At 30.4% G+C, this 18,842-nt stretch carries 16 protein-coding genes; 1 reads left to right on the forward strand and 15 read right to left on the reverse strand.

Annotated elements, in window-relative coordinates:
- Positions 1–55: 55 nt before the first annotated feature.
- The 15 genes from mtaB to gpr form a co-directional block, all read right to left on the reverse strand.
- Entirely contained in the window at positions 56–1,459 is a 1,404-nt protein-coding gene (gene mtaB, locus T483_RS0102815; RefSeq protein WP_026885463.1) for a tRNA (N(6)-L-threonylcarbamoyladenosine(37)-C(2))-methylthiotransferase MtaB, read from the reverse strand.
- Positions 1,459–2,226 (reverse strand): 16S rRNA (uracil(1498)-N(3))-methyltransferase, encoded by a 768-nt coding sequence (locus T483_RS0102820; protein ID WP_026885464.1) that lies wholly within the window; start codon positions 2,224–2,226, stop codon positions 1,459–1,461. The genes mtaB and T483_RS0102820 overlap by 1 nt, the downstream gene beginning before the upstream one ends.
- Before the next feature lie 83 nt (positions 2,227–2,309).
- Entirely contained in the window at positions 2,310–3,257 is a 948-nt protein-coding gene (gene prmA, locus T483_RS0102825; protein ID WP_026885465.1) for a 50S ribosomal protein L11 methyltransferase, read from the reverse strand.
- 179 nt (positions 3,258–3,436) lie between these two features.
- The gene (trmB, locus tag T483_RS0102830; RefSeq protein ID WP_026885466.1) at positions 3,437–4,093 is read right to left on the reverse strand and encodes a tRNA (guanosine(46)-N7)-methyltransferase TrmB; all 657 of its coding nucleotides are present in this window, start codon (positions 4,091–4,093) and stop codon (positions 3,437–3,439) included.
- A 435-nt stretch (positions 4,094–4,528) separates the two neighbouring features.
- Positions 4,529–6,079 (reverse strand): nitrite/sulfite reductase, encoded by a 1,551-nt coding sequence (locus tag T483_RS0102835; RefSeq protein ID WP_026885467.1) that lies wholly within the window; start codon positions 6,077–6,079, stop codon positions 4,529–4,531.
- A 159-nt stretch (positions 6,080–6,238) separates the two neighbouring features.
- Positions 6,239–7,372, reverse strand: a complete 1,134-nt coding sequence (dnaJ, locus tag T483_RS0102840) for a molecular chaperone DnaJ (protein WP_026885468.1) — start codon at positions 7,370–7,372, stop codon at positions 6,239–6,241.
- A gap of 234 nt (positions 7,373–7,606) precedes the next feature.
- The gene (gene dnaK / locus T483_RS0102845) at positions 7,607–9,460 is read right to left on the reverse strand and encodes a molecular chaperone DnaK (protein ID WP_026885469.1); all 1,854 of its coding nucleotides are present in this window, start codon (positions 9,458–9,460) and stop codon (positions 7,607–7,609) included.
- A 103-nt stretch (positions 9,461–9,563) separates the two neighbouring features.
- A complete protein-coding gene (gene grpE / locus T483_RS0102850) occupies positions 9,564–10,193 on the reverse strand; it encodes a nucleotide exchange factor GrpE (RefSeq protein WP_026885470.1) in 630 nt (209 codons plus the stop codon).
- Between the two features lie 37 nt (positions 10,194–10,230).
- Positions 10,231–11,259, reverse strand: a complete 1,029-nt coding sequence (gene hrcA / locus T483_RS0102855; RefSeq protein WP_026885471.1) for a heat-inducible transcriptional repressor HrcA — start codon at positions 11,257–11,259, stop codon at positions 10,231–10,233.
- 238 nt (positions 11,260–11,497) lie between these two features.
- Positions 11,498–12,625 (reverse strand): radical SAM family heme chaperone HemW, encoded by a 1,128-nt coding sequence (gene hemW / locus T483_RS0102860; protein WP_026885472.1) that lies wholly within the window; start codon positions 12,623–12,625, stop codon positions 11,498–11,500.
- Positions 12,626–12,840: 215 nt separating this feature from the next.
- The gene (locus T483_RS0102865; RefSeq protein WP_026885473.1) at positions 12,841–13,281 is read right to left on the reverse strand and encodes a hypothetical protein; all 441 of its coding nucleotides are present in this window, start codon (positions 13,279–13,281) and stop codon (positions 12,841–12,843) included.
- Positions 13,282–13,462: 181 nt separating this feature from the next.
- On the reverse strand, positions 13,463–15,268 hold the full coding sequence (gene lepA / locus T483_RS0102870; RefSeq protein ID WP_026885474.1) for a translation elongation factor 4: 1,806 nt from the start codon (positions 15,266–15,268) through the stop codon (positions 13,463–13,465).
- 171 nt (positions 15,269–15,439) lie between these two features.
- Positions 15,440–15,769, reverse strand: a complete 330-nt coding sequence (locus tag T483_RS0102875) for a hypothetical protein (protein WP_026885475.1) — start codon at positions 15,767–15,769, stop codon at positions 15,440–15,442.
- 338 nt (positions 15,770–16,107) lie between these two features.
- Positions 16,108–17,181, reverse strand: coding sequence for a stage II sporulation protein P (locus tag T483_RS0102880; RefSeq protein WP_026885476.1), 1,074 nt, complete (start codon positions 17,179–17,181; stop codon positions 16,108–16,110).
- A 213-nt stretch (positions 17,182–17,394) separates the two neighbouring features.
- Complete coding sequence (gene gpr, locus T483_RS0102885) at positions 17,395–18,378, reverse strand: GPR endopeptidase (RefSeq protein ID WP_026885477.1); 984 nt, start codon at positions 18,376–18,378, stop codon at positions 17,395–17,397.
- A 172-nt stretch (positions 18,379–18,550) separates the two neighbouring features.
- Here gpr and rpsT point away from each other — a divergent pair, with 172 nt between their 5' ends.
- Entirely contained in the window at positions 18,551–18,814 is a 264-nt protein-coding gene (gene rpsT / locus T483_RS0102890; protein WP_026885478.1) for a 30S ribosomal protein S20, read from the forward strand.
- Positions 18,815–18,842 lie beyond the last annotated feature (28 nt).

Consider the following 18,842-nt stretch of genomic DNA (forward strand, 5'->3'; position numbering starts at 1 on the left):
ATTAATTCCAAAATAATCCTTAATAGATCTTATGTTAATTTTTATTATACCAAAACTATATAATTTTTCCAACAACATATTCCCCATTTGAGCTGATTATTTTGCAAGAAATTATCTTTCCGATCATATCTCTATTTCCATCTAGAATTTCAACTTTTACGTAATTTCTTGTGTATCCTTCAAATACACCTAATTTATTTGGAACTTCCTGCTCAACTAATACATCTAACTCTCTTCCAACCAAAGATTCACTAAAGTCTCCTTCGTTCTTTGCATTTAGTTTGATTAAAGCCTTACTTCTCTTATCCTTCACAGTCCCATCTATTTGATTAAGCATATCTGCCGCCTTCGTCCCTTTTCTTGGACTGAATTTAAATATATGTGTTTTAGTTAGCTTAATTCTCTTTAAGTATTCATAAGTTTCATTAAATTCCTCATCAGTTTCACCTGGAAAACCTACAATTACATCTGTAGTTATTGAAGCATCTTTAAGATTTTCTCTTATTCTATTAACTGCACCCTCGTATTCTTTAGCAGTATATCTTCTATTCATTCTTTTTAAAGTTGCATCACATCCGCTTTGAAGTGATAAATGGAATTGTGGACATAGTTTGTTCATTTTCTTCATTTTCTCGATAACTTCATCTGTGAAGAAACTAGGCTCTATAGAACCTATCCGAACTCTTTCTATTCCATCCATTTTTTCTATTTCTTCTAATAAAGTTATTAAAGTTACATTTCCCTCTAAGTCAACACCATAAGATGCTGTATGTATTCCTGATAATATTATTTCCTTAAATCCATGTTCACTTAACTTCTTTATTTCATCTAACACTTTTTTAGGGTCTTTTGAGCAAGTCGTTCCCCTAGTATAAGGTATTAAACAATATGCACAAAATCTATTGCAACCATCTTGTATCTTTAAAAACGCTCTTGTTTTATCTTGGTACTCTTCTATATTTAATTCTTCAAACTGTTTATTCTTTAAAACTTCTCCGACCATTAACTGAGGTCTTTGTTCGTCTTTTGCCTTATTCACATAATAAACAATATCGCCTTTATTTCTAGTTCCAAGTACAACATCTACCCCTTGTATTTTAGAAACTTCTTCTGGAGCAACCTGCGAATAGCATCCAACAGCTGCAATTATTGCATTTTCATTTGTTCTTCTAGCTCTGCTAATTATTTGCCTTGATTTTTTATCACTCATATTAGTTACAGAGCAAGTATTTATAACATAAACATCAGCAAAACTTTCAAAATCAGTTACTTCATAACCTTCTCTTATGAACTTTTCTGCCATAGCTTCTGTTTCATAATGATTTACCCTGCATCCAAGAGTTGCAAAAGCCACAAGACTTTTTCCCTCTGTATTTTTTATAGGTTCTTTATTAGATAACTTCTTAAGCTTAATCTTATCATTACCTGCCCTGACTAATTTCATTTGGTTTTCTCCCATTATAATAGCATTCCTCCTAAATCTCCTAATTCATACTGAATTAAAGCTGTAGCTGTAAATCCAGCTGTTTCTGTACGCAATATTCTATTTCCAAGAGTAACTATATAGGCACCTTGATCTTTTAGCGTTTTAATTTCTGTTTCTTCAAATCCACCTTCAGGACCTATTAAAATTCCCACACTTTTTATAGTATTCAAATCTATATTATCTCTCTCTAATTTTCTCACAAGAGTTTTAATTCCAAAATCTTCGGCATTTTCGTAAGGTACAATGATCAAATCCATCTTTTTCAGTTCATTTATTGCCGCATTAAAATCAATTACTTCTTTAACTTGTGGAACAATACTTCTCTTTGATTGTTTACATGCCTCAAGAGCAATTCTATTTAATCTATCAATCTTTTTAAATTCTCCTTTAAGCTTTACATCTACTCTTGCAGTTGTTACAGGAATAAATCCCGCCACCCCTAACTCTGTTCCCTTTTGCACTATTAAGTCCATTTTTTGACCTTTTGGCAGTCCTTGGAAAAGGTGTACTTTAATTCCACTTTCATTATTTATATCTAATTCTTTAACAATCTTAACTATAACCTCATTCTTTGTTATAGATTGAATTTCGCCTAAATATTCCATTCCTTCACAGTTATTTAATACTACCTTTTCACCTTCTGATAATCTTAAAACTTTATAAATATGTTTTACATCATCTCCAAGTATTTTACCTTCAATTTCATTAATATTATAAGGTTCCGTAAAAAACTTATGCATATAAACTCCCTTCGCCCAGTTAGCAGTTAATAAACGAATTGTACGTTTGAAATCTTTAAAGCAATTTTTCTAGCACAATTTTATTAATTATTTGATAATTTTGCGACTATACAGTTCCATTCTCCATCTTTATTAATTTCGATTACTTCAAAACCACATTCAGCAAACTTTTCTGTAACCATGTCAACTCTATCATGTATTATACCAGAAGTTATAAATAAACCGCCTTCATTTATAGCTTTTTTTACATCTTCAGTTAGTACGCAAATAATTTCTGCAATTATATTTGCAACCACTATGTCTGCTTTACCTTCAACTACATCTAGTAAATTACCTTCCAATACTTCAATATTATTTAAATCATTGAAAGAAATATTCTCTTTTGATGAATCAACAGCTACTGGATCTAAATCAACTCCAACTACATGTTTAGCTCCAAGTTTAGCAGCAGCAATAGCAAGTATTCCAGATCCACATCCTACATCAAATACTGTTGTATTTGGTTTTACATATTTGTCTAAAGCTTTAATACACATTCTAGTAGTTTCATGTGTTCCTGTTCCAAACGCCATTCCTGGATCTAATTCTATTATTAATTCTCCATCTTTTTTTTCATATTCTTCCCAAATAGGCTTAATAACAATTTTATCTGTTATTTTAACTGGTTTATAATATTGCTTCCAATTATTTGCCCAGTCTTCTTCATGCATCTTTTTAGCTTCCACTTTGCCTTCGCCTATATCTATTCCAAATTCCTTAATCTCAGAAAGCTTTTCTTTTACGTACTGAACAATTTCCTCTACTTTATCATCTTGTGAAAAATATGCCTTAACTACGGCCGCATTTCCTTTATGTTCTAAAATATTTATGTCTGCAAAATCCCATGTTAATGGTCCTTGCTCTCTAGAAAGTAGATCTTCTGGATCCTCAATTGCAACATTTGGGCAATTTAATCCATAAAATATTCCTGATATAGGCTCTAATGCCTCACTCTTTGTTATTACACTAACTTCAATCCAAATTCCATCCACAATTTATCATCCTTCCATTATTATAAGAAATCACTTATTCATAGTAACAATTCTTATACATTCTTATTAGTAACATCGCTTTTACAGCAACTTTTAATATTCTTCTCATTAAAAACTTAGTTTATTGAAATCATGATTTGCAAATCTAACACTTGCATATTACCTGTTTTATAGTTATATCAACTCTTTACAGCTATTAAAAATTTTATCTTTATTCCCTGTTCACTAAACATCCTCTCATGCTCAGTTTGAACATTTCCTTCAAAGTCACTATTATGAAGATCATATGTTATATATTTAATTCTAAACCCTGCTTCATTAAAATATTCAAGTGATTCCTCAAATAATTCATCATCATCAGTTTTAAAATAAATTTCGCCGTCACTCTTTAAAAATGTCTTATACTGTTCAAGCTGCCTTGTATGTGTTAATCTTCTCTTTTTATGCTTTTCCTTTGGCCAAGGATTACAAAAATTTATGTATATTCTACTTATAACATCTTCTTTGCTTAATATTTCGCTAATAAGCCCTATCTCTTGAGCCATTAACCTTACATTATCAACCTTCCTATTTTTTTCTTCATAGGCTTTTTCAATATTTCTTTTTGCTAATCCTAGGACCTCATCCTTTATGTCAATTGCAATATAATTTATATCTGGATTCTCGGAGCCATGAACTGCCATAAAAGTTCCTTTCCCACATCCAAGTTCTAGATATATTGGTTTATCATTACCGAAAAACTCTTTCCATTTACCCTTATATTCTTTCGGATTTATAACAAAAAAATCGCAACATTCAAGCTCAGATCTTGCCCACGGTTTTTTTCTCATTCTCATGTTAGTTCACTCCATCTTTTATAAGCTTTAAAAAATAGCACCTTACTGCTATTAGATTCTTTACATAATTAAACTCATCGACACAATCTTGTATAAGCAAGACTTTCATAAAGCCTTGTTATTTTATTAATCAGCGTATCCTTCATAATAATTATACCCATAAAAATTTATATTGCAATTTTTATCTCAAAAATATACAGGTATTGCAAAATAACTCAGATCTCTCAAAATACCTATATAGAATCTTTTTATTTAAAAGCATTCCTATACTTTTAAGCATACTTTTTAATATTAATCAATAATTTTCTAAGTCACCAAAGTTATTCATCTTAGCAAATTATCTTATTTAATAATTAACACCCCATTGTTATAAAAAAAAAAATAGTACACCTCATAATAATGAAATGTACTATTTTAACTACTATATATTAAGAATTACTTTTTATATTTCTCTATTATTTTTAATAGTTCATCCTCATTATTTTCTAAAAACTCATGAAAATTCATGCTTTTATTTTCTATCGATAATGATAACTCATATAAAAATTGTGGTATTTCACTAGCAAGTAAATCTCCATAAACTTTTCCAAGTCTTGCACTTCCAGTTTTAAATGATCCGTTAATATGTAATTCAAATACATCTTCAACCGCATCATCCACCTTTTTGCGCTTTCCTGTAAAGCCAATACCAACAACTTCATGAACTGCACAAGAGTTTCCACATCCTGAAATATGGACTCTTGGAAGAATATCTTTATTATAGCCTTTTTCTGCAAAGTAATTGATTATACTATTAAGCATTTTTTGACTTTCTAAAATTCCAACTTGGCATATTGGCACTCCTATACATGATACACTTTGCTGAAGAGCTGTTTCCCCTCCAATATTTTGTGTTATATCTAAAAGTTCTTTAGCTTCATCACCGTTTAGATTTCTAAAGTATAATCCTTCTGTCATTGTAAGTCTTATTTCTAAGTCCTCTACTGACTTTAACTTTTCCAAAATTCCTCTTAATGTCTTAACAAAAATTTGTCCACCAACTGGATGGAAATATACGCTATATAATCCTTTTTGCTTTTGTGAATATAATCTTGAATGAGTTAATTCTATTTCTTTACCTTCTTTAGTAATTTCCTTAGATTCTATAAATAAATCTAACTCATTATTACCTAATACATCTTTTAAATTCTCTTTATATGTTTCTATGAATTTTTCTTTGCCCATTCTTTCTACTATATATCTTATACGAGCTTTATTTCTATCTTCATAATTACCTTCTTTTACGAATAGATTTGTCATAGCTTCTACATGATATAGTACTTCACTTGGCTTTATAAGCTCATCATATTCAACTGCAATTTGAGGATTTCTTCCAATTCCGCCTCCCACAAAAACTCTAAAATATTTTTCATTATCTTTTATAGTTGCTAAAAATCCTAAATCTGCAACATTACAGTGACCCTGATCTGAGTCGCTGCTTGAAAAAGACACTTTAAACTTTCTTGGAAATTTATATGATGTTATTTTACTTAAAAAATGATTATTTACAGCTAATGCATATGGAGTTACATCAAAATCCTCATCTTTATCTACTCCTGATAACGGAGACATGGCTACATTTCTTGGGAAGTTTCCACCGCCTCCTCTAGAATATATACCATGATCTATACCATCTTTCATTATTCCACAAACTTGATCTATTGATAAATTATGATACTGTACTGCTTCTCTTGTAGTTAAATGAAATTTATCTAATTTATATTTATCAGCTATATCACATAACCATTTCATATTTTCCAAACTACTTATTCCAGAAGGAATTCTTAGTCTTATCATGAATTCTCTCTTATTACGTTCCGAATATACACCCATTCCTCCAGAAACTTTTTTAAAATCCATAATGGATACTTCTCCAGATAAGAATTTATTTCCCAATTCCCTGAACTCTTCTATTTCAATTAATAATTTTTCCTTCAATTCCTTCACCTTTTCTCCTCCTAAATATAATTATTTTAATATATTATAACCTATATTTTAAAATATGACTATAACTATAGGATTTGTCGGGGAATTTTTATTTTAAAAAAAACTATTAAAATAATGCCAATTTACAAGCATTATTCAAATAGTTTCTTTGATATCTTTTTATTTATTTTTCCCAAATAATTTTTTCTTAGGAACATTGGCGTCATCAAACTCTTCACCAGATGCTCTCATAAGATCATATAAAGCATCTCTTTGTTCTTTATTTAAAGTTTTAGGAATATCAACAATAACTTTTACGTATTGATCTCCTTTTCCACCAGAATTAACTCTTTGTATTCCCTTACCTTTTAATCTAAACATTGTTCCTGATTGTGTACCTGGTGGAACAGTATATTTAACATTTCCATCTACTGTAGCTACAGTTATTTCTGTACCTAATGCTGCTTTAGCCATAGAAACATGAGCATCTATATATACATCATTTCCTTTTCTTGTGAAGACTTTTGATGGAGTAACATTAATTCTTACATATAAGTCTCCAGGGCTTCCGCCTCTTAATCCATGTTCTCCTTGTCCCCTAAGCGGCATTACATTTCCTGTATCTACACCTGCCGGTATGTTAACTTTTATTTTTCTTGTTTTTCTAACATTACCTTTTCCTCTACACTCTGAGCATGGCTTTTCAATAATTTTACCAGTACCTCTACAAGTATCACATGTAGAAGTCGAAACAAAACTTCCAAGAGGAGTTTGTCTTTGAACTCTTACTTGACCTGATCCGCTACAAGTTGGACAAGTCTTTGCATTAGTTCCAGGTTCTGCCCCACTTCCATGACAATGCTCACAATTTTCACTTCTAGTAACAGAAATTTCTTTCTCTACTCCAAAAACAGCTTCTTCAAAAGTTAATGTTACTGTATACTCAATATCATTTCCTCTTACTGGACCATTTCTCCTTCTAGAACCTGATCCTCCGCCTCCGAAGAATGACTCAAAAATATCTCCAAAGCCTCCCATATCAAATCCGTCAAATCCTCCAAAGCCGCCGCCTCCGAAGCCGCCACTACCATCAAAGGCAGCTGAGCCAAACTGATCATATTTAGCTTTTTTTTCTGGATCTGAAAGTACTTGATAAGCTTCATTTATCTCTTTAAACTTTTCTTCTGCCTCAGTATTTCCTTGATTTCTATCCGGATGATATTTTACAGCTAATTTTCTAAAGGCTCTTTTTATTTCATCATCACTTGCACCCTTTTGAACGCCAAGCAATTCATAATAGTCTTTATTTGCCATTCGTTTATATTCACCACCTAGTTTTATTTACTGTAGAAAAGGGAAGACGAGCTTGCCTTCCCTATCCTATTATATTAGATAACTGTAGTTTAGTACAACTAATTTATTATCCGATAGCTAGCATTCGTACTACTCCCTCTTATCAGTGGTAGTTAACGACTGCACGCTCCTGGATAAGTTCAACTAAGATTCAGAATGGGATTATATCCCATCTGAATCAAGCTTCACTTTATCTTATTTATCTTCATCTACTTTGAAATCAGCATCTACTACATTGTCATCATGTGGTGCACTTTGAGCTCCTGCTCCTCCAGCTGCTGCATTTGGATCAAATCCTGCTCCGTCTTGACCACCAGCTTGTTGATACATCTTTGTAGCTATTGGATAGAATGATTGATTTACTGCTTCGATTGCAGCTTTAATTGCTTCAACATCTTCTCCATCTTTAACTTTCTTTAAGTCTTCAATTTTAGCTCTTACTGCTTCTTTTTCATCTTCAGTAGCTTTATCTCCAACTTCACTTAATGTTTTTTCTATTTGGTATATAGTTTGGTCTGCGTTATTTACAACTTCAACTTTTTCTTTTCTCTTCTTATCTTCTTCTGCAAATTTTTCTGCTTCTTTTACAGCTTTATCTACTTCATCATCACTTAAATTAGTTGAAGCAGTAATTGTAATATTTGCTTCTTTTCCAGTTCCTTTGTCTAATGCTGATACTTTAACAATACCATTAGCATCTATATCAAATGTAACTTCTATTTGAGGAATTCCTCTTGGTGCTGGAGCTATACCTGATAATGTAAATTGTCCAAGTGACTTGTTATCTACAGCCATTTGTCTTTCACCTTGAACTACATTAATTTCAACTGATGTTTGATTATCTGCAGCAGTTGAGAATACTTGACTCTTCTTTGTTGGAATAGTTGTGTTTCTTTCGATTAATGGAGTAGCTATTCCACCTGCTGTTTCAATTCCAAGTGTTAATGGAGTAACATCAAGTAATACTACATCTTTAACTTCCCCTGTTAATACACCTGCTTGAATAGCTGCACCAACTGCAACACATTCATCTGGATTAACACCCTTAGATGGTTCTTTACCTGTAAAGTTTTTAACAGCTTCTACTACTGCTGGAATTCTTGTTGATCCACCAACTAAGATTATCTTATCAATATCATTTAATGAAAGTTTAGCATCAGCTAATGCTTTTCTCATAGGTTCAATACTTCTTTGAACTAAATCGTGAGTAATTTCATTAAATTTAGCTCTGCTTAATGTTAAATCTATATGCTTTGGACCTGTTGCATCAGCTGTAATAAATGGCAAATTTATATTTGTTTGTTGAGAAGCTGATAATTCAATTTTTGCTTTTTCAGAAGCTTCTTTTAATCTTTGAACTGCCATCTTATCTTGCATTAAGTCAATTCCATTTGAAGCTTTAAACTCATCTGCAATATATTTCATTATCTTCTCATCAAAGTCATCTCCACCAAGCTTTGTATCACCGTTAGTTGATAATACTTCAAATACTCCATCGCCAAGATCTAGAATAGATACGTCGAAAGTACCACCACCTAAATCATAAACTAAAATCTTGTGAGCTGAATCTGTTTTATCTAAACCATAAGCTAATGATGCTGCTGTTGGTTCATTAATTATTCTTAATACTTCAAGTCCTGCAATCTTACCTGCATCTTTAGTCGCTTGTCTTTGGCTATCATTAAAGTAAGCTGGCACTGTAATAACTGCTTGAGTTACTGTTTCACCTAAATAACTTTCAGCATCTGCTTTTATTTTTTGTAAAACCATAGCAGAAATCTCTTGTGGTGAATATTGTTTTCCATCTATATCAACTTTATATCCAGTTCCCATATGTCTCTTAATTGAGATAACTGTTTTATCTGGATTAGTAATCGCTTGTCTTTTAGCAACTTGCCCAACTAATCTTTCTCCATTAGCCTGAAATGATACTACTGAAGGAGTAGTTCTAGCACCTTCTGAGTTTGCTATAACTGTTGGTTCTCCACCTTCCATAACTGCTACACATGAATTTGTAGTACCTAAATCAATTCCTATAATTTTTCCCATGATATTTTCCTCCTAAAACTTTATTAGTTTATTTAAATTTGAATTTTTCAATTGATTATTTTTGAATCCTATTTATATATTAATAAGAAATTTATTCTTATTTCTAATTAGCAACTTTAACCATAGTATGTCTTATTATCTTATCATCTTTCTTATATCCCTTTTGAAAAACTTCTGCTACTACATTCTTGCCTAATTCTTCATCTTCTACATGCATTACTGCATTATGAAGATTAGGATCAAATTCTCCTGAAGCATCTATTTCTTCAACACCAAGTTTTGTAAATGAATCTTTGCAGCCTTTTATTGTCATTTCAATTCCTTTTTTTAGATCTTCAATACTTCCATCAGCCGCAATAGCTCTTTCTAAATTATCAAGAATAGGAACAATCTCTTTTAACACATCAACATATGCATCGCTATATATTCCTTCTTTTTCTTTAACTGTTCTTTTTCTGTAATTGTCATACTCAGCTGTTAATCTTAAAAGTCTATCTTTTGTCGCATCTAATTCTTCTCTCAATTTCTTATTTTCCTCTTCTTGATTTTTTATTAAATCTTCTTGGTCTTCTTCCGCAGCTTCTATATTTTCTGAAGCCTCTTCACTGACTTCATTTGTTTCTACTGCTTCATTGCTTTCTTGTTCTTGAGTCTCATTATCCTTTACTACTTCTTCACCTGTAATTTCTTCTTTGTCTAGTTCCTCATTTTTAACATCTCTATTTTCTTCCATGTATCTAACACACACCTCTTCTCTTCAAATCTAACATCTATTTTGGATTGCTCAATATATTATTAAGCTCTTTTATAACTTCTGACATAATCGTTATTACCTTTGAGTAATTAATTCTTCTAGGTCCAATTAATCCAATTTTCCCAATAGGCCTATCATTAAAGGAATATTCAGCAGATATTATACTACAATCTCTGGCTTGTGGTTTGTAGTTTTCATCCCCTATGCTGACTGTTATATTGTCTTGAGGATTAAACAACTCCATCAAAGCTTCCTTATCATTTAGAAGCGATAACATTTCTTTAGCCTTATCAATATCGTTATATTCTGGATAATTAAATATGTTGGTCGTACCTTCCATGAATACTTCTGTAGAATCTGCCGAGTTTAGCGTCTCATATAAAATAGGTAATATAGCATTGAATATTTCTTCATATGCCCCTAAATCCTTTTTTAAGTTATTAATTACTTCTAAATTAATTTCTTGTATAGAAAGATTTACCAACCTATTATTTATAACTTCATTTATTCGAGTTAAAGTTTCCACTTCAGGAACTCCATTATTTAGCTTCATTATGTGATTTTTTATAACTCCAGTATCTGTTAAAAAAACTGATACTAAATTATGGTCATCAACTTTAATTAACTGAATTGACTTTATAAAACTCCTTTTAACTGATGGTGTCTCAATTACACAAGTTAATTTAGTAAGCTCTGACAATAAGGCGCTGGTTTGCTTAACTATCTTATCTACTTCAAGCATTGCCGAATCGATTATATATTGCTTTATTCTTAGATCCTCTTCAACTGTTAGCATCTGATTATCCATAAGCTGATCAACATATAATCTATATCCCTTACTAGAAGGAATTCTTCCTGCAGAAGCATGAGGTTGTTCTAAGTATCCCATATCTTCAAGGTCAGCCATCTCATTCCTTATTGTTGCGGATCCAATACCTAAATTATAATTTTTAGCAATAGTTCTTGACCCTACAGGATCTCCTGTTCGAATATAGTCATTGATAATAGCTTGAAGTATTCTTATTTTTCTGTCTTCAATACTCATAACCTCACCTCTTTTTGTTAGCACTCATTAACCTCGAGTGCTAATGACTATGTTTTTAATATATTATTTATGATGTTTTTTGTCAATTCTATTTATATTTATTATAGCTATCTAACGTTAATAATAAAGCGATTTTATTAACTTAACTCTTTATATCTGCTATTTACTCGATTTTTCTACACAATGTAATTTTATAATTATACTAAATCTATCTTTAAACTTTTCATCTGTGAATTAACTAAGATAAAATAAAGTCACTCATTACATAGTTAGATATTTCTATGCCATGCGAAGTTAGATATAGATTTCCCGAATTATTAATTAATAATTCTTTTTTAATATTTTTTTCAATAATATCTCCATACACTTCATATATATCTTTATTAAATCGCTCTTTAAATTCCTCTACTTTTATTCCCTCAATCATCCTAAGCCCCATAAAAATAAATTCTTCCATGTCATCCTTAATATTATTTATGTGCACTTCTTCAATTACACTTTCTTCATTATTTATTCTTTTAATATATTCTTCAATACTATCTATATTTTTAATTCTTTTCTTATTTATAAACGAACTAGCTGATGCGCCTAATCCTAGATATTCATTGCATTTCCAATAAACTTTATTATGAAAGCACTCCTTGTTCTTCTTTGAATAATTAGATATTTCATACTGATGATATCCATATTCATTCAATATGTCTTTAGTTTTCAAATACATAATTCGTTCTTTATCTTCTTCGGGTAAATTCAATTTATCTTCTTCATATAAATTATAGAACCAAGTTCCTTCTTCTATAATTAAACTGTATGCAGAAATATGATCTAGTCCAAGTTCTGCTACTTTCCGTAAAGAGCATTCCCAATCTTCAGGCGTTTGATTAGGCAATCCAAACATCAAGTCTGCATTTATATTATCGAATCCTAGCTTTCTAGCCAGGAAATAATTCTCTACAAATTCTTCATAATTATGTATTCTTCCAATATCCTTTAATAAAGAATTTTTTGTTGATTGCAATCCCATACTAATTCTATTAACATTGTGCTTTTTCATAATATTTAAATTTTTTTCATTTAATGTACCTGGATTACACTCTACCGTAAATTCCAAACCATCCCTCAAATTCAATTTATTTAAAGTATACAATAGCTTTTGTAGACTTAACTCATTCAAATAAGATGGTGTTCCTCCTCCAATAAATATACTACTTATTCTGTATTCTTTTCCTTTTTGCAATATTTCATTACTTAATGCCTCTATATATCCATCCATTAATCTTTCTTTTCCTGAATATGATGGAAAATCGCAATAAAGACATTTCTGTTTACAAAAAGGAATATGTATATATAAAGATATATCCTTCATCAATTTTTCCTCCAAATATTTTTAAATATTTTGCTGATTAAAATCAAGCAAAAATAAAGAATGAATAATTAAATGAGCTTTTACTTTTCATTTAAACCGATTAGTGGCGTACACCTTTAATTTAAATTTCAATAAATATTCTCACTTTTATCATTCATTCTTTATTATTTATTTTCAGGTAATATACATCATGCTTTTTTCATATAAAAGTTTATCTATGCTAATAACTTTTCTGCTTGCTCTTTTAATAAAGCAATTTTACTTTCTGCATCTACAACCGAAAAACCATATACATCTACAAAATTGTAGAAATAATTAGCAAATGATATTCGCTTGCTACGTGTTATCTCTAAGCTTTCACCTAGTTTTTCTAAAAGTTCAACTTCTTCTTCATTATATTCTCCATCAATAAGAGCAAGGCCTATTAATTCAAAATAAATAATGTTTTTTGATCTATTAGATGAACTTTTTAGAGTTTCACATACAGAACTTAAATCTGATTCTGATATTTCACTTTCATGTATATTTAGCTCTTTTAAATAGTCATTGTAAAGTTCTTTTTCTTCTCTCGCAAAAGCATTATCTGAATTTGCAAGGATTTTAACTAATTGCATAAATGCAATTCCTTCATTTTTCTTTAACTCATTTAAAAACATTCAAACCCCTCCCAAACCGGTATTAAAATAATTATTTGTATAATACTAATTAATATTATACAAATAATTCCTCAAAAATAATATATTTTTATTTTATACATTCGCTAGTTTTTCAGAATTACTTTTTAAATAAGTATAATTTATTTGTATAAAGCATTCTATTTTATATTACTTATACTAACTAATCTACCTTTAATACCGCCATGAATGCTTCTTGTGGAACTTCAACAGAACCAACCTGTCTCATTCTCTTCTTTCCTTCTTTTTGCTTTTCAAGTAGTTTCTTCTTTCTTGAGATATCTCCACCATAACATTTAGCTAATACATCTTTTCTCATAGCTTTTACAGTTTCCCTAGCTATAATCTTTGATCCTACAGCTGCTTGAATCGGAATTTCAAATAATTGTCGTGGAATTATTTCTTTTAGCTTTTCAGCTATTCCTCTTCCTTTATGATATGCTCTTTCCTCTGGAACTATCATAGATAATGCATCTACTACATCTCCATTTAATAATATATCTAACTTAACCAATTTAGTTCTTATATAGCCTTTAAATTCATAATCTAGTGAAGCATATCCTCTAGTTCTTGATTTTAATGTGTCAAAGAAATCATATATGATTTCATTTAACGGTATATCATAATTTACAACAGCTCTGGTTTCTTCTATGTATTGCATATCTATGTATATACCTCTTCTATCTTGACACAACTCCATAACTGCTCCAACATAGTCTTTTGGGGTTATTATCGATGCCTTAACTACTGGCTCCTCCATATAATCTACTTCTGTCAAAGGTGGTAAATTAGTCGGATTTGTTATTTCTAATATTTCCCCATCAGTTTTAATTACCTTATATATAACAGATGGTGCAGTGGTAATTATATCTAAATTAAATTCCCTTTCAACTCTTTCTTGAATTATTTCCATATGTAATAATCCTAAGAATCCACATCTAAATCCAAAACCTAAAGCAATAGAGGTTTCTGGTTCAAAGCTTAATGCTGCATCATTTATTTGTAGCTTTTCTAGGGCTTCTCTTAATTCATCATACTTTGCCCCATCAACTGGATATATTCCTGAGTAAACCATCGGTATAGCAGGTTTATAACCTGGCAGTGCTGTCTCAGTTGGCCTATTAGCTTCAGTTATAGTATCTCCAACTCTTGCATCTCTAACATTTTTTATTGATGCTGTCACATATCCAACATCACCAGCACTTAACTCACTGATTGGAAGCACTCCTGGAGTAAACACTCCGACTTCAGTAACGTCATAAACTTTATTAGTAGCCATCAATTTAATTTTAGTTCCAATTTTTACTCTTCCGTCTACTACTCTAACTATACATACAACGCCCTTATAACTATCGTAGTAGGAATCAAAAATTAATGCTTTTAAAGAAGCTTCTTCATCGCCATCAGGTGAAGGTATAGTTTTAACAACACACTCTAGTACATCACCTATATTAAGCCCTGTTTTAGCAGATATAGTAGGAGCTTCTTCTGCTGGAATTCCTATTACATCTTCAATTTCCTTCTTAACTTCATCTGGTCTTGCAGATGGCAAATCAACTTTATTTATTACTGGTGCAATTTCTAAATCATTATCTAAAGCTAAATAGCAATTAGCTAAAGTTTGGGCTTGAATCCCTTGAGTTGCATCAACAACTAATATTGCTCCTTCGCAAGCCGCTAAACTTCTTGAAACCTCATAGTTAAAATCTACATGCCCTGGAGTGTCAATTAAATTAAGAATGTATTCCTCACCATCATCTCTTCTATATACAAGTCTCGCTGCTTGAGACTTTATTGTAATTCCTCTTTCTTTTTCTATCTCCATATTATCTAGAACTTGTTCTTCCATTTCCCTTTTAGTTAAGGTTCCTGTAGTTTCAAGTAATCTATCCGCAAGGGTTGATTTACCATGATCAATATGTGCTACAATTGAAAAATTTCTGATATGTTTTTGTCTTTCACTTTTCATACGCATAACTGTTATCATTAACGAAAAACAGTCCTTTCACCCCCGTTATAATTAAATCAGCTAAATTATAACATATATCCATAAAGAAAGGCTATCAAAACTTTCCCTCAATGTTCTATGTCTAATATGCCTTATATATATTTTAAAATTAACTAAATAATTTAACTAATATTATGGTTTTATTCTTTCAATTGTCTCTTCTATTTTTTTTATAAAAGAAGATTGATTATTTATTCTAAAGTCATTATTTCCTATCTTAACCAAAACATCTTTTTCAGACTCCTTATAAATTTTAAGAAATGAATTGTCTTTAATAAAGTTTGAGAAATCTTCTCCAAATTCATTACTTACAAGTTTATAATTTTCGTTGGTATTTCCAAGAGGAGATAATGCTTTAGTATTAATCATATCTATTTTGATTATTCCAAGAAAAATAATAAATAATATAAAAATCATTGGTGATATTCTTCTTAAAATGTTACTTTTAATAATTTTCTTCAACGCCGAAACACCCTTTTTAAAGTTTTTTTGATTTTTATTTAGATTCTTTCCATATAGCAAAACTATTATTCATTACCTATTTTCTCAGCCAACCGAGCTACTGACTACTCATCTCAATATTATGTATTAATAAATTAAAATAAAGAAAAGACTAAAGATCTAAATTCTAGCTTTAAGTCTCTAATCTTTCCTTTAATTTTTATCATCAAGATTATGTTTAAATCTCAACTCGAAATATCTATTTAAATACTTAGTGCTTAAAAATCACACTCACGTGTTATCTAATTTTTCATATGCACTTAATATAACTCCAAAACTTCTTTCATATAACTTTATACTTATTTCTTATTCAAAACCTCTGCAATTACTCTAGCCATACATTCTGCCGTAACCTTTGACTCATCTGGTGTATTAGTATGAGATCCTATTTCAAAAAGGAGACATCCATCACTTTTACTTTGATTAAATGCATTTTTCCCTCTATGATATGTCAATATTTTTATAGGCAATCCTGGGAATAATTCAGATGTCTTGTTAAATACTTTCTCTGTAAGTTCTTTATTCTTAGGATATCTCGTACTATTTTCAGCATTTACAAACATTACCTTAGATGCGCTCATTCCATCAACTTCAGTTGTTGTTGCAGCTTTATCTTCTACTGAATCTCTATGCAGATCTATAATCATTTTGAAATCTCCATATTGTTTTAAATATTTATCAAGTACTTCTCCTGACCTTGTATAGCTATCATTGTAAGAAATACAATTATTGGTTTTATCATGTATAACTGAGATTCCATAATTCTCTTCTAATTCATTAGCAAGAACATCTCCTACCCCTACTACATTAGTATCTTCATTTAAACTATCGGGTTCTGATGCATTATAATTTTCTGTAGTGTGACTGTGGTATATTAATACTTCTGGTTTAGATTTATCTAAGGCCTTCTTTAAACTAGGATCATAAATTGGGGTATTCTTACTATCAGTGTTTACTTGTACTTTAGAGATACTGTCTTCACTTATTTGAAACGGATTAAATATAAAATTTGTTTTAGTATTATCAGAACTTTCTCCATCACCAAAAAAACTAAGTTCATTTTGAATTATTCCTTTATAACTAAGATTATTTAATCCTAACACTTGAAAGCAAACATTTTTTAATGAAAGTTTATTTTCAGCATAGGTTCCTTCATCATAAACTTGTGATTCTATTATCGGCATTCCTAAATTTAGTAATTGAACATAGGCAAATGCTCCTCTTTCTTTGTTACTTTTTAAAACATTACCTAATCTTATGAAAAACACACCTATAATTAAAATGAGGATTATTAAGCCTATATTAATGTTAGGTTTTGCTTTTATCCTATTATTAATTTCACCTTTTTTTCCTCTTCTGCTCATATATATCACGGTAATCCCCCCCTTGCCCTTTTTTTATATTTATATTAACGAATTTACATAATTATTCTAATAAATATTATTTCATCTATTTAAAACTTAGCATAAATTAAAAGATACATTACTAATCAATCTAGTATGAAAAGGTCTCAAAATAATTCAAATTATTTTGAGACCTTTTCCTCTTATTATCATTCTAAAATTTTCAAAATATATTATTCATAATCAACCCATAAACTTATTAATCTCATCCATATCCATATTAGGTTGAACTGCCATGTTTATCCCATTGGCTATTATTCTTGATAAAGAATTAACCATTAAATCAATGTCTTTAGGTGTAACTATCATATCCATGCTTGTTTTTGATGACATTACTTCTTTAATGAGTCTTTCTTTCTCATTTTTATCAATCGATTTTAGCATTTTATAAAATTCATTTCCACTTGATGAATTATTTATTAAAGAATCTATGACAGAATCTATAGTATCATTGGCAATTGTAGTTGCATCTACAACTGTTGGAATACCTACTGCAATAACTTTAACGCCTAAATTCTCTTCATTTATCTGTTTTCTATTATTTCCAACTCCAGCACCTGGTGATATTCCAGTATCTCCAATTTGGATTGTTGTATTTACTCTTTCAACTTTTCTTGCAGCTAAAGCATCTATACATATCACTAAGTCTGGTTTGATTTTTTCTACAACACCTTTAATTATTTCTACAGTTTCAATACCTGTCACTCCTAATACTCCAGGTGCCACTGAGCAAACAGGTCTGACCGACTCATCAATTGCTTCAGGCATAACTGTTTGTAGATGTCTAGTTACCATAATCTTCTCTGTTACTTTCGGACCTAAAGCATCTGGTGTCACTTGCCAATTTCCAAGCCCTACAACTAATACTGTTTTCTCTGTATCAATTTTAATTAATCTTTGCAAAATCTCTGATACTACTTGAGAAACTCTATCCATAGTTTCTCCATCATATGCTGTAAAATCTGGCATTCCTATAGTTATATAATTTCCCTTTGGCTTTCCAATTTTTTTAGCACCTTCATCGTTTTTTACTTTTACTGTAGTTACCTTAATATCATCATCACTTTCTTCTATAACTTCTATTCCATCTATATCTACTTCATCCTTGTGACTTTCTTTATAAATTTCTCTTGCTTCAAGTACTAAATCCGTTCTAACATTTATCATACCAACACCTCTTTATAAATTTACTCAGTCTTATTTTTCCTTTTTCTTTGAATTTAATACTTGAATTACATAACTTCTGATGCTATAATAAGGTTTGTTGAATATGAACTCGTACGCAGATTTCCCCAAAAGCTGCAGAGACCCTATAAAAATTTAAGGGGGTGAATTAAGAATGGCAAATATAAAATCAGCAAAAAAGAGAATTAAAGTTACTGAAACTAAGACTTTAAGGAACAGAATGATTAAATCTGCTTTAAAGACTACTATAAAGAAATTTGAAGCTGCTATAGAAGCTAAGAATAATGAAGAAGCTAAAGCTTTATTTACATCAGTTGTTAAGTCATTAGATATGGCTGCTACTAAGGGAGTTGTTCATACTAATATGGCTGCTAGAAAGAAATCAAGATTAGCTGCTAAGTTAAACTCTATGGCATAATCTTAAAACCCATCTAAGTAGATGGGTT

It is taken from the genome of Clostridium beijerinckii HUN142, from assembly GCF_000621745.1.
GTDB classification, from domain to species: Bacteria; Bacillota; Clostridia; order Clostridiales; family Clostridiaceae; genus Clostridium; species Clostridium beijerinckii_A.

Excerpts from the sequence above, each read along its gene's own strand:
- dnaK (WP_026885469.1), bottom strand. The coding sequence starts at position 9,460 with ATGGGAAAAATTATAGGAATTGATTTAGGTACTACAAATTCATGTGTA.
- gpr (WP_026885477.1), bottom strand. The coding sequence starts at position 18,378 with ATGATAAATGTTAGAACGGATTTAGTACTTGAAGCAAGAGAAATTTAT.
- lepA (WP_026885474.1), bottom strand. The coding sequence starts at position 15,268 with ATGAAAAGTGAAAGACAAAAACATATCAGAAATTTTTCAATTGTAGCA.
- trmB (WP_026885466.1), bottom strand. The coding sequence starts at position 4,093 with ATGAGAATGAGAAAAAAACCGTGGGCAAGATCTGAGCTTGAATGTTGC.
- rpsT (WP_026885478.1), top strand. The coding sequence starts at position 18,551 with ATGGCAAATATAAAATCAGCAAAAAAGAGAATTAAAGTTACTGAAACT.
- hemW (WP_026885472.1), bottom strand. The coding sequence starts at position 12,625 with ATGAAGGATATATCTTTATATATACATATTCCTTTTTGTAAACAGAAA.
- T483_RS0102820 (WP_026885464.1), bottom strand. The coding sequence starts at position 2,226 with ATGCATAAGTTTTTTACGGAACCTTATAATATTAATGAAATTGAAGGT.
- grpE (WP_026885470.1), bottom strand. The coding sequence starts at position 10,193 with ATGGAAGAAAATAGAGATGTTAAAAATGAGGAACTAGACAAAGAAGAA.
- dnaJ (WP_026885468.1), bottom strand. The coding sequence starts at position 7,372 with ATGGCAAATAAAGACTATTATGAATTGCTTGGCGTTCAAAAGGGTGCA.
- mtaB (WP_026885463.1), bottom strand. The coding sequence starts at position 1,459 with ATGGGAGAAAACCAAATGAAATTAGTCAGGGCAGGTAATGATAAGATT.
- T483_RS0102865 (WP_026885473.1), bottom strand. The coding sequence starts at position 13,281 with ATGTTTTTAAATGAGTTAAAGAAAAATGAAGGAATTGCATTTATGCAA.
- hrcA (WP_026885471.1), bottom strand. The coding sequence starts at position 11,259 with ATGAGTATTGAAGACAGAAAAATAAGAATACTTCAAGCTATTATCAAT.